Origin of the sequence: Alkalimonas amylolytica (assembly GCF_900107845.1) — a bacterium.
Lineage (GTDB): Bacteria > Pseudomonadota > Gammaproteobacteria > Enterobacterales > Alteromonadaceae > Alkalimonas > Alkalimonas amylolytica.
Genome location: NZ_FNRM01000003.1, coordinates 556,919 through 566,754 on the forward strand (window position 1 = coordinate 556,919; position 9,836 = coordinate 566,754).

At 47.4% G+C, this 9,836-nt stretch carries 12 protein-coding genes; 7 read left to right on the forward strand and 5 right to left on the reverse strand.

All coding sequences use genetic code 11. The annotated features are described in order from the left end of the window. Positions 1–87: 87 nt before the first annotated feature. Both BLW37_RS08895 and BLW37_RS08900 read left to right on the forward strand, forming a co-directional pair. Positions 88–633 (forward strand): hypothetical protein, encoded by a 546-nt coding sequence (locus BLW37_RS08895; protein ID WP_091341966.1) that lies wholly within the window; start codon positions 88–90, stop codon positions 631–633. Beyond that, positions 617–1,105, forward strand: coding sequence for a hypothetical protein (locus BLW37_RS08900; protein ID WP_091341968.1), 489 nt, complete (start codon positions 617–619; stop codon positions 1,103–1,105). The genes BLW37_RS08895 and BLW37_RS08900 overlap by 17 nt, the downstream gene beginning before the upstream one ends. 269 nt (positions 1,106–1,374) lie before the next feature. Here BLW37_RS08900 and BLW37_RS08905 read toward each other — a convergent pair whose 3' ends face one another. Both BLW37_RS08905 and BLW37_RS08910 read right to left on the reverse strand, forming a co-directional pair. Then, a complete protein-coding gene (locus BLW37_RS08905; RefSeq protein WP_091341969.1) occupies positions 1,375–2,388 on the reverse strand; it encodes a 5'-nucleotidase in 1,014 nt (337 codons plus the stop codon). A 138-nt stretch (positions 2,389–2,526) separates the two neighbouring features. Beyond that, on the reverse strand, positions 2,527–3,342 hold the full coding sequence (locus BLW37_RS08910) for a class I SAM-dependent methyltransferase (protein WP_091341972.1): 816 nt from the start codon (positions 3,340–3,342) through the stop codon (positions 2,527–2,529). A gap of 307 nt (positions 3,343–3,649) precedes the next feature. Here BLW37_RS08910 and BLW37_RS08915 point away from each other — a divergent pair, with 307 nt between their 5' ends. Continuing rightward, the gene (locus BLW37_RS08915; RefSeq protein ID WP_091341973.1) at positions 3,650–4,219 is read left to right on the forward strand and encodes a gamma-glutamylcyclotransferase; all 570 of its coding nucleotides are present in this window, start codon (positions 3,650–3,652) and stop codon (positions 4,217–4,219) included. A gap of 40 nt (positions 4,220–4,259) precedes the next feature. Here BLW37_RS08915 and BLW37_RS08920 read toward each other — a convergent pair whose 3' ends face one another. After that, positions 4,260–4,709, reverse strand: a complete 450-nt coding sequence (locus tag BLW37_RS08920; RefSeq protein WP_139243687.1) for a hypothetical protein — start codon at positions 4,707–4,709, stop codon at positions 4,260–4,262. Positions 4,710–5,062: 353 nt separating this feature from the next. On the opposite strand from BLW37_RS08920, the gene BLW37_RS08925 reads away from it, so the two are divergent. After that, positions 5,063–6,370: an aminotransferase class V-fold PLP-dependent enzyme gene (locus BLW37_RS08925; protein ID WP_091341978.1), complete on the forward strand. Its 1,308-nt coding sequence runs from the start codon at positions 5,063–5,065 to the stop codon at positions 6,368–6,370. A 122-nt stretch (positions 6,371–6,492) separates the two neighbouring features. Here the strand turns inward: BLW37_RS08925 and BLW37_RS08930 are convergent, their stop codons facing one another. Further along, positions 6,493–7,542, reverse strand: coding sequence for a peptidase M42 (locus BLW37_RS08930; protein WP_091341981.1), 1,050 nt, complete (start codon positions 7,540–7,542; stop codon positions 6,493–6,495). A 282-nt stretch (positions 7,543–7,824) separates the two neighbouring features. Between BLW37_RS08930 and BLW37_RS08935 the strand changes: the two genes are divergently transcribed. The 3 genes from BLW37_RS08935 to BLW37_RS18940 all read left to right on the forward strand — a co-directional run bounded on the left by BLW37_RS08935 (position 7,825) and on the right by BLW37_RS18940 (position 9,360). Then, positions 7,825–8,430, forward strand: coding sequence for an AHH domain-containing protein (locus tag BLW37_RS08935; protein WP_245785667.1), 606 nt, complete (start codon positions 7,825–7,827; stop codon positions 8,428–8,430). Beyond that, a complete protein-coding gene (locus BLW37_RS08940) occupies positions 8,423–8,998 on the forward strand; it encodes a hypothetical protein (protein ID WP_091341983.1) in 576 nt (191 codons plus the stop codon). Before BLW37_RS08935 ends, BLW37_RS08940 begins: the two co-directional genes overlap by 8 nt. Positions 8,999–9,231: 233 nt before the next feature. Continuing rightward, positions 9,232–9,360 (forward strand): hypothetical protein, encoded by a 129-nt coding sequence (locus BLW37_RS18940; protein WP_281248653.1) that lies wholly within the window; start codon positions 9,232–9,234, stop codon positions 9,358–9,360. Positions 9,361–9,548: 188 nt separating this feature from the next. Here the strand turns inward: BLW37_RS18940 and BLW37_RS18800 are convergent. Beyond that, positions 9,549–9,836 (reverse strand): hypothetical protein (locus BLW37_RS18800; RefSeq protein ID WP_216351826.1); only part of this gene is annotated, 288 nt, incomplete at its 5' end.

The window sequence follows — 9,836 nt, forward strand, 5'->3', positions numbered from 1 at the left end:
AACGAGTAAGTGAATCGGGACACCAAGTGCCTTGTGCCGCCACAAGGCTTTAGCGAATGGTTGCTGAGTGAAAGCAGCTAGGATTTAATGCTTATCTGGCACCACCCAAAAACCACACAGAAACGCAATCAACAACACAAATATATAAAGACAAAAACCCAAATAAAACATAAAATAACAAAAATAGAACTTAAATGGATGTTGAATATGAACCATGAAATAGAGTTGCGTCTAACCATTGCAAAACTTGTCGAGATTGCCTACCAAGAAAATAAAGGGCTTACCACCAAAGTCATGTTAGGAAATGATAATTACAGACTGGTCGTAGACCAGGATGGTAATGCAATGCTGTCTTCACGAGTTGGCTCGCTACGATTTAACGGTTCACCTGCTTTGGAGCAAATAAGCACCCAGGTTAGGAATATCAATGTGTCATTTTCACGCGCTGAGAATGGTAAAGTGAATTATCATGCGGTAGTTAGCTTTTATAATATTGGTAGCATTGGTTTCAGAGGCAACGTGGATATGGAGGCACTAATCACTTCGTGCAGTGGTTTGCTCTGTCAGGCCGCCCGAGCGCTCAAATCACATAAGCAACGTACCGAGGAGGCATTAAATGCATTTGGCCATTAAAAGATTTGTTGTTATAGCCTTTTATTTTTCGCTCATCGGCTGCGCTTGGTCTGCACAAAGCAACTCCCCATTCTATTCGCTGTATACGACGTTTCTCCAAGCATCTCGTGACAATAACGTCCAGCAACTTCAAGCGGATATTTTCAGTCAAAGAGTGGTCTCGCTGTGGCACGAGAGCAATGAACCAACCCTTGATGAATTTTCACCGATATTTAGCTATGTCAGTTCATTGATTGACCAAGAGCATACACATTTTTACTCAGTAAATGGTGATCGAGGCTGCTTCAGCATTAATGTCATCACAACTCAGCAAACACCAGCAACCGTCAACATTGAGTTTGTATTAGAACAAGGGCATTGGAAATTAAATGATGTAATGCTGGATTTATTAGGTAGTAAAGATGACTTTGTCGTCAACGCTGTCTGCCCGTTAAATGTTGAAGCTTTTTTACAGGGGGAAGGCACGTATTAATAGAGCACTTGCGATAGTCAAAAGTGGCGAGGCGAAGATGCCGTAAACGACTTTTACCAACGCTATGGCTTTTAGGTATTTCAAAATACTTAGCACAAGCAGCTTAGCAACCTTACAGTTGTTAAAGCAAGCTTGGCTAGTGGGGCTCGTTAAGCCTTCGGTTCAGAGATATAATTTGTATCTGCCCCAGATATTATAAGCCAAGAAACTGTTTGATCCTGATGACAGAGCGTAGCATGGATTAAGGCTTGTTGAGCCTAAGACAGAGGTTAAATTTTAACTGCCTCCAGTTTTTGTTCTGACGAACTGACAGCTTCAGCACTCACCGGCATTGATGATAATTGGGAACTACTTAAATACGGCACTTTACCAGATGGAACTAAATTAGCTGCAGCCTCTAAATGCACATCCTGATCATCGAAGAAAATATGTGGTTTGAACGCTTTTAGAACTTTGCCTTTTTCCAGACCACCTAAGAAAAATGCCTCATCAACGTAGACCCCCCAAGCTCTTAAGGTTTTTATCACACGCATTTCAGACGGACTATTGCGAGCGGTAACTATAGCAATGCGAACTGGTGAGTATTCGACACGCATTGGTAATCGGTCCTGTAGTTTCGCCAATTTCTTCAGTAGTGTGGCATAAGGTCCCTCTTCCATTGGGGTATCTTGCATTGCATCTTCTTGCGCATGAAATGCCGCCATGCCCTGAGTTTTATAAACCAGTTCACTTTTATCAGAAAACAACACGGCATCACCGTCAAAAGCAATACGCACCTGACCTTCTGGTATTGCCGCACTGTCTTTTGGTGGGTCTTTTAAAATGGCAGCAGCACAATGGCCAGAGTCAATAACTTGCTGTGCGTCTTTTACATCTGTTGTAAGAAACAAATCTACATCAAAGGCTTCTACATAATCTGCTGCCGACTCTCCCGCCGTAAAAGCAGAACGGGTAATGTTTAGTTTTTCATGACGGATGGTTTTCAACACTCGAAGCCCTGTGTCAGGACTATTACGTGACATTACAACTACTTCAACCAACGGTGAATTATCACCATCTTGCATGTACTTGTTCAGTCCAAGCAAAGCCTTAACTAGTGGATAGCCAGTACCAGATTGCAGCGGAATATCTTCGTTTTTACGCATGTAATCACGAAAAAGCTCAATCGCCTTATCTGGATCTTCAGCCTTCGCTTCACGAAACATGTTGTCTGATTCACTCATATCAAATAGTGCGGTAGCTGAAATACCAACAACCAACGTGTTGCTTAGGTCCAGAGGCATAGATCTTCCTTTATGTTAAAAAAGGCTAGGAAAGGTTTTCTGACACAAGGTAATGAAAGCGTCAGAGCATTTATCACCCCAAAAATCGATGTTAAGAACTAAATTAAGCTGCGCCCCGTATCTACTCTCAAACCCAACCTAACCAACCGGCTTTCGAAACCGCAACACCATCTGATGAGCCTCACCAATAGCCAGGTATTTTTCTCTATCGGTATCCCCACCCGCTAAAGCCGGGGGCAGTGACCAGATCCCGTCCGGGTGATCGGCGGTATCTTTGGGGTTGTGCAGCAAATCGCTGCTGGCTTCGAAATGAAAACCGGCTTCTGCCGCTAAATCCAACCATAGTTGTTTTGGCACATAACCAGAGCCTTGCCAATCGGTTTCCAGCTTATCTTCAGGCAACAGCGGTGCCACCACCCCCAATACCCCACCCGGTTTTAGTGCCTGGTAAAAACTGGCCAGGCCATGGCGCAGCGACTGCTCGCCTTCAAAGATATAAAACTGATTGCGGATAGACAGCACAACATCGGCGCTTTCAGGCGGCGCTATCGTCATATCGGCTATGGGTGCAAACTCGGTAAGGGTGACATTTTGATAGACCGGGTGTGATGCCAGTTTCTTCTGGTAGTCAGAGCGCACTTTCTGCATGTAATCGGCGCTTAACAAGGTAAACTTATCAGAGAAATGCGCCGCGTACAGCTTGCCCTGATCGGCCAGCAAGGGTGCCAGCACCTCGGTATACCAGCCAGCCCCTGGCCATATTTCCACCACGGTGCTTTGCGGTGTCACTTCAAAAAAGGTCAGCGTTTGTTCAGGTTTGCGGGCATCGTCCCGCACTTTATTGGCTTCGCTGCGCACTTCATGCTGCAGCGCCTGGCTGATATCGGCCGTGGCAGTGAAACTGGCCTGGCTTGCCAGCAGCAACAAACTTACGCGCACGAACTTCGTTAGCATGACCCTATCCTTTTTGAAACGCCTTCATGGAATACAAAGTAACCTTATTTGTTTTTTATGAAAAGTGATTTCATCCCCTTCTCGCCTCGGGCGGCCCCGGAACGAACGCTATGACAAACTCCAGCACTATGGCTGGAGTTTGTGTTCACTGGATGTCGATAGCATCGTATCTCTATTCATAAGGATGGACAGGGAAAGAAAGCGCCAAGTTTTTTAGTCAGTCATGCAGCTGCATGCTCACGACCGGCGATAAAATTGTTACCATGTCAGGCACCAGCCATGACCTTGTCTGCCAGAGTGGAGCTTTATGTCGCACAACACCATTGCCCTGAACAAACAGCAACAGCCTTTGGATCACCTTGATTCCGTCTGGTTGTTTGGTTATGGCTCCCTGATTTACAAGGCTGATTTTCCTTACATGCAGTGCAAACCGGCCTGTATTTATGGCTGGCAACGCCGTTTCTGGCAGGGCTCGCATGATCATCGTGGCACGCCACAGGCGCCAGGCCGGGTACTCACCCTGATCGAGGCTCCAGGCGCCCGCTGCGCGGGCATGGCCTATGAAGTAACACCCGATACCTTTGAACACCTTGATCACCGCGAGAAAAACGGCTACCTGCGGGTATTCACTGAGTTGCATTGGTTGGGCGAACCAGGACAAACGCAAGGCCTGGTGTATTTAGCCAGTGCCGATAATGAGGCTTATCTTGGCCCGGACACAGACGCCGCTATCGCCGCCCATATCGCCAGCAGCGCAGGCCCAAGTGGCCCCAACAGCGACTACCTGTTACAACTGGCACAAGCATTAAGGGATATGGATGAGCAGGACGAGCATGTCTTTGCCATTGAGCAGCAGCTGCTAAAGCTCCTTAAATAGCTGCCCCCACCTGTTCCGGGGGCTTATCGTAAAGCCGGGTTCAGACTGGATCCAGACTATATGCATCGGGGCATGTCGCCACATCTGGAAAATCACTTTCATTCTCCAGAAAAACAACATGGATTTGTGCAATTAACCAGGCATCATCCAATTGCATATACGCAAGACTAAATGTCAGCGGTTCCTTGCCTTCATCATAGCCATTAATGGACAAGCAACCATGCTGACCAGTCACGAGCTCCCGGTGGTTGACTTTTTCAGCCATGAGTTTGTGAAATAACAGCTGACTGGAAGCACCAGGGTTGTTTTTATAATCTTCCCCTAATAATGAAGGGCTGAAATAGCGATCTGCTATCGTTAGCACATTGTCTTTATCCACTAATGCGGTGTACTTCGTATAGGTTTGAAACAACGGCATTTGGCTATCATCTGCTGTCGCGCAACCAGAAATAGTCAGTGCTAACATCAAGCTCAATAGAATAGTCTTCACGGTTAATGCCCCATGATTCTTTGCAGCTCCATCTCATAAGCTTGATTTCTGCCTTTGAGTGCGCGTGCAGCCCGACACAGTAATCCAGAGCAGGAGGTAATTAGCTGTTCTAAATCAAACTTACTACTCACAAACACATGAAGTACCACGATTAATCACTCTCAAATTCTGTTCTTCCACCTGAACAACCACGGAAAATCAAAATAAATAATTAACTTAAAGTATTATATAAATTCACTCAGCAAGTAAACATAAATGAAGTTTTAATGGCTGTATTCGTGCGTTCAGAAATACCGGATTGGTAGCTGCAAAAACCAACTATACTGTACGAAATTCAACCACAGGTGCTAGTTATGCAGCGGCGTGAATTTCTGACCAAAACCTCCTTGTTGCTTGGCAGCAGCTTGCTGTCGGTCCCCGCTATGGCGCAGGCAAACTTAGCGCAAGCAACAGCTCCGACTGTGCTTAAAGCGGCCGATTGGATCGGATTGCGAGACTTATTTGCTTTAAGTCGCCAGCACGTGCATTTGGCGACCTTTTTACTGTCTTCCCACCCCAAGCCTGTGGCCGAGGCGATAGAGCGACACCGCCGGGCTTTTGATGAAAATCCGGCTGATTACTACTACGACAACGTGGGCAAGATGGATAAGGCAATAGCCGAAGCTGCGGCGGAATACATGGGCGGCAGCGCCGGCCAGATCGCCATGACCGACAGCACCACAATGGGGCTGGCCATGGTGGCCAGCGGGCTGATGTTGCGGCCTGATGATGAAATTCTGCAAACAGAGCACGACCATTATGCCATGGACTTATCCTTGCAATTGCGTGCTGAGCGCACCGGTGCCAAAGTACGGCGCGTATCCCTGTATGAAAGCCCTGCGCTGGTTAGCAAAGATGAGGTACTGAGTAAGCTTAAAGCGGCCATTACCCCGGCCACCAAGGTGGTGTCACTAACCTGGGTTCACTCGATGAACGGGGTAAAGCTGCCGATCCATGAAATTGCAAAGATGCTGGCAGAGCTAAACCAAACACGGGATGAAGCCGATCAGATCTTGTATATGGTGGATGGTGTGCATGGTTTTGGCATTGAGAATATTGATGTCAGCACTGTGGGCTGTGATTTCTTTATTGCCGGTACCCATAAATGGTTGTTTGGCCCGCGTGGCACCGGTGTTATTTGGGGCAGTGATAGAGGCTGGGCGCATTGTAAGGCAGTGGTGCCCAGTTTCAGCCGCTCCTATGCGGTATGGCTGGGCTATATGACGCAGGATCAGGTACCACCCGGTGAACACATGACCCCAGGTGGCTTTCATGCCTTTGATCATCGTTGGGCTTTACCAGAAGCCTTTAAGCTGCATTTACAGCTCGGTAAAGCCGAGGTGCAACAGCGGATCCACCAATTAAACACCCTGACAAAACAAGGCCTGCAGCAAATTAAAGGCGTTACGCTGCACACGCCGATGTCGGCCGAGCTATCCTCCGGCATGGTCTGTTTTGATTACAAGGAGCTGGCCCCCTGGCAGGTAGACAAAGCAATGCATGAGCAAGGCATTATCATCAGCACCACCCCGTACCGGCGCCCTTATGCCCGTTTTGCCCCCAGCCTGATTAATAACGAACAGGAAATTGAACGCAGCCTGGCGGCATTAAGTCGGTTGTAGCTAACAACATGGCCGGTAGCGAAACATAAAAACCCCAGCCGATGCTGGGGTTTTTATTTATGCCGCCGCCCTGTTAACGCTTCAACCAAAGCTGACGGTGATTACCGCGCTGAATAATAGGGTTACACACCGGCCAGACGCTTCAGCAGTGTCAGAAATGCCTCGCAGGATGTCAGTGATGCGGTTTCTTCCATGGTATGGTAGCCGGTCGTGGGGATCTGCAGTGTGGTACCGGTGACTGCGCCCGCTGAGGCGGCGATAATCCTGCCCATTTCGGTACTGCCAAGTGACTGAGGAGATTGTCCAGGTGCTAACAACGCATTTTTCTGTTCAATGTATTCATCCTTGTAGCTGTAACTAACCCCTGATGCCTGGCACAAAGCGGCCAGTGTGTCGGTCAGTTGCGCATCGAAACTGGCGTTGGCGTCTTTGTGTCGCAATACCAGTTGCTGGCGATCTGCCTCCTTTCTGTCCGGGTAGGGGCTGGTATCCACCACCACCAGCCGGTTGGTGGTGTTCCCAAAGCGCCGGAACCATTCCAGCAGATAGCGCCAGCTCTTACCAGCCTCTTCCTGTGCCGTAAAAAAGGCGGTGCCCTGAAAACCTAAACTGAACAAATGCACCAAATAGGCCGCAGTTAGCACGTTATCCAGTTGACCACTGATGCTGTCAGCACCAATTCTGAGTTTGTCGGCGAAAGCCACCGGCGTGCCTGCGACCAAATGCGACATTCCCTCAAGAGTGAAAATCAGGTTGTTACGCCGCTCACAGACATAACTTGATGCAATTTTACCGCTCCCGCGGTAGGCACCGGACCAGGGCTCATACGCCATCACTGGCGTAGTATCAAAGCGGTCAACAATTTTATTGATCAACTGCTCGGATACGGAGTTTCCCAGCAAATCGGAGCGGTTTCCTGCCACAAAAGCAGCATACTGAAATTCATCGGGGCCAGTGCAGACAAGTCCGTGGCGATCAATATGCGCAGAAAACATGGTGCTAAAGGGGGCATTGCCCTGTGCTACCAGTACGCCTTCATACCAGGTAACCTGCGCGCCGCGCTCCTCCAGTTCCCGTTGCAGCACCCTGAAAAAACTATGTTCTGCGCCCACCACACTGGGCTCGCGGATCAATATTTTCAGCAAATCCAGCAGTTCATTTAACTCAGTCATGGTCGTATCCGGACGGAAGATTATGGTGCTATATTCAGGCTAATTACCACTCAATGCAAAAAAAATCTGCTTTTGCGGGGATTATGCGGAGTTTCTGACTTTATCCTTCTTCGCTTCGAACCTCTCTCTAAGAAAATAACTAATGGGTGACCCCAAAATTATGAGTCAGTCCCAACCTGATATCGGTTTTAGGTATTAACGGCCCCAAAATTAACCATTATCGTTTACATATATTATTTATTATGTAAACTTAGGAAAACTTTTCTGCAAGGAGCGCACTGCGTGAACAATGCTACTGAGTCGGTTTATCTCTCTGTAAGCGATCTGGCTGAAGATCTTACTAATGTCACGGGTAATAAACAGTATGGCCAGGCCGCTGCGATGGCCTACGCTATTTACTATCGGGATACGGTTATCGACACAGTGCGCTACAAGCGCGGTGCTATTGACCAAAAGACGTTAGAACTGAGTCGCCATATTCGTTGGATGCATACCCGGAAACACAATGAGAAGTTGTCAAATAACATGCTGGCCGCTGGTCGTGAACGCAAGAAAAACATGGCGGCACATCACATTGTTGCCTGGGATCATCCCCGCGCAGCTAAGTCACGAATTCGGCTGGCGGCGTATGCAATTGATATAGATAATGAGTGTAACGGGGTATTCCTGCCGCGCTTTCAACGGCATTGTCCACATGAGTACCTGCCTAATGCGCAATCGCATTCTAAAACGCATACAAATACCTACTTTTTGAATGTGGAGTTCTTACTGGAAGCCACCATTGCGGAAGGTATGGGCCGCAATGCTATTATCTCTACACTGCGTGACGTTGCAGAGGAACTGGAAGATGGCGAGTTCCCGCTGAATAGGAGGATAACTGATGTCTGAGGTAATAGCTGACACCAAGGTTTTCGGTGTGTTTGCAGACGTCGAACAATACGCCATGCTGCAAGAAACAGAATTAGAGCTGATAATGCAGATAGACGAACCGGTTGGCTTATATGGCAAGCCGTTAGCGGATAACTGGGCACCGATGGAAGTAACCTGGTTTTACAACCCCGACGAGCGGGTAAAACCACAGCCTGATATTGCTGCTTTTGGTGCAATAGCGTTTGCTGCCTCGGCAGAAACCTGCGAAAAGCTGCGGCCATTTATAAGCGATTACGTTGAATTCTTGCCCATCAATGTGGATGGCTGGCGTTGGTACATTATTCATGTTCTGGCCAAAGAAGATATTTTTAATGAAGCTCAGTCACAACGCAAAGTGCGCCGGGACGGCACACCGATGCGTATGTTTAAAAAGCTGGTGCTGGATGGTGACAGAGTCTCAAATGGCGTGCTGTTTCGCGTTCAAGGTTTGAGCCTGGGAATTTACAGTACGAATCTGCCAAATAGCTTTTTGAATGTAGTGCGCCAACTTGGCCTTAGCGGACTGACATTTCAGGATATAAACTAATCTCGTTTTCTGCCCTACTATAGCCGTTAGCATTCTCAGTGTTGAAAATGTTAACAGTCTATTTACCGCACTGAATAATAGGCTCTGCCACACCGGCCAGATGCACTCGGGGAAGTCGTGCTATAGCGTAGCCTTTCGGTGATCGGAATCTGATGTAAGTTTAGACTGTTTCATTTTGTTCTGGCCCTAAGAACTATTGGGGTCAGATGAAAATTAAGAACTATTGGGGTCAGATGAAAATTATACCCGGCTCACCTTTGGCCGCCCTCGCTGCCCTTTATGTTGTCGCCGCCCTGTTAACATTTCAACCAAACCTGGCGGTTATTACCTCGCTGAACAATATGCTCTGGCAACAGGCCTGATGCACTCGGGGAAGTCGTGCTATAGCGTAGCCTTTGGGGGCGAGATCTGATGTAAGTTTAGCCTATTATATTTTGTTCTGACCCCGGTAATTATTATATTTTGTTCTGACCCCGGTAATTATTATATTTTGTTCTGACCCCGGTAATTAGACCCCGGTAATTACTGACCCCGGTAATTAAGCAACTTGTTAGGTGTCTTCACTGTTAGCATAAAAATACACCCCTACAGAAATCCAGATGACTAAACATGTTATAAACAAGCCTGGCTCTTGAGACCAGTATATCATTCCAGTCCGACCAGGAAGAGCACCGAAATATATAACTGCGATAATAGATATTGACCAAGTTATCAAAACAAATATCCGCGATTGTCTTATATCGATTTCTTTTTGTTTGAGTTGATGAATTTCGTAATCACTGAGATATGGTGACTTTTTAGCATCTAATCGAGCAATCATCTTTTCCAACTGCACTTT

Coding starts and splice junctions, on each gene's coding strand:
- BLW37_RS08930 (WP_091341981.1), bottom strand. CDS start 7,542: ATGACTGAGTTAAATGAACTGCTGGATTTGCTGAAAATATTGATCCGC.
- BLW37_RS08895 (WP_091341966.1), top strand. CDS start 88: ATGCTTATCTGGCACCACCCAAAAACCACACAGAAACGCAATCAACAA.
- BLW37_RS08940 (WP_091341983.1), top strand. CDS start 8,423: ATGTCTGAGGTAATAGCTGACACCAAGGTTTTCGGTGTGTTTGCAGAC.
- BLW37_RS18940 (WP_281248653.1), top strand. CDS start 9,232: ATGAAAATTATACCCGGCTCACCTTTGGCCGCCCTCGCTGCCCTTTAT.
- BLW37_RS08925 (WP_091341978.1), top strand. CDS start 5,063: ATGCAGCGGCGTGAATTTCTGACCAAAACCTCCTTGTTGCTTGGCAGC.
- BLW37_RS08910 (WP_091341972.1), bottom strand. CDS start 3,342: ATGCTAACGAAGTTCGTGCGCGTAAGTTTGTTGCTGCTGGCAAGCCAG.
- BLW37_RS08900 (WP_091341968.1), top strand. CDS start 617: ATGCATTTGGCCATTAAAAGATTTGTTGTTATAGCCTTTTATTTTTCG.
- BLW37_RS08905 (WP_091341969.1), bottom strand. CDS start 2,388: ATGCCTCTGGACCTAAGCAACACGTTGGTTGTTGGTATTTCAGCTACC.
- BLW37_RS08915 (WP_091341973.1), top strand. CDS start 3,650: ATGTCGCACAACACCATTGCCCTGAACAAACAGCAACAGCCTTTGGAT.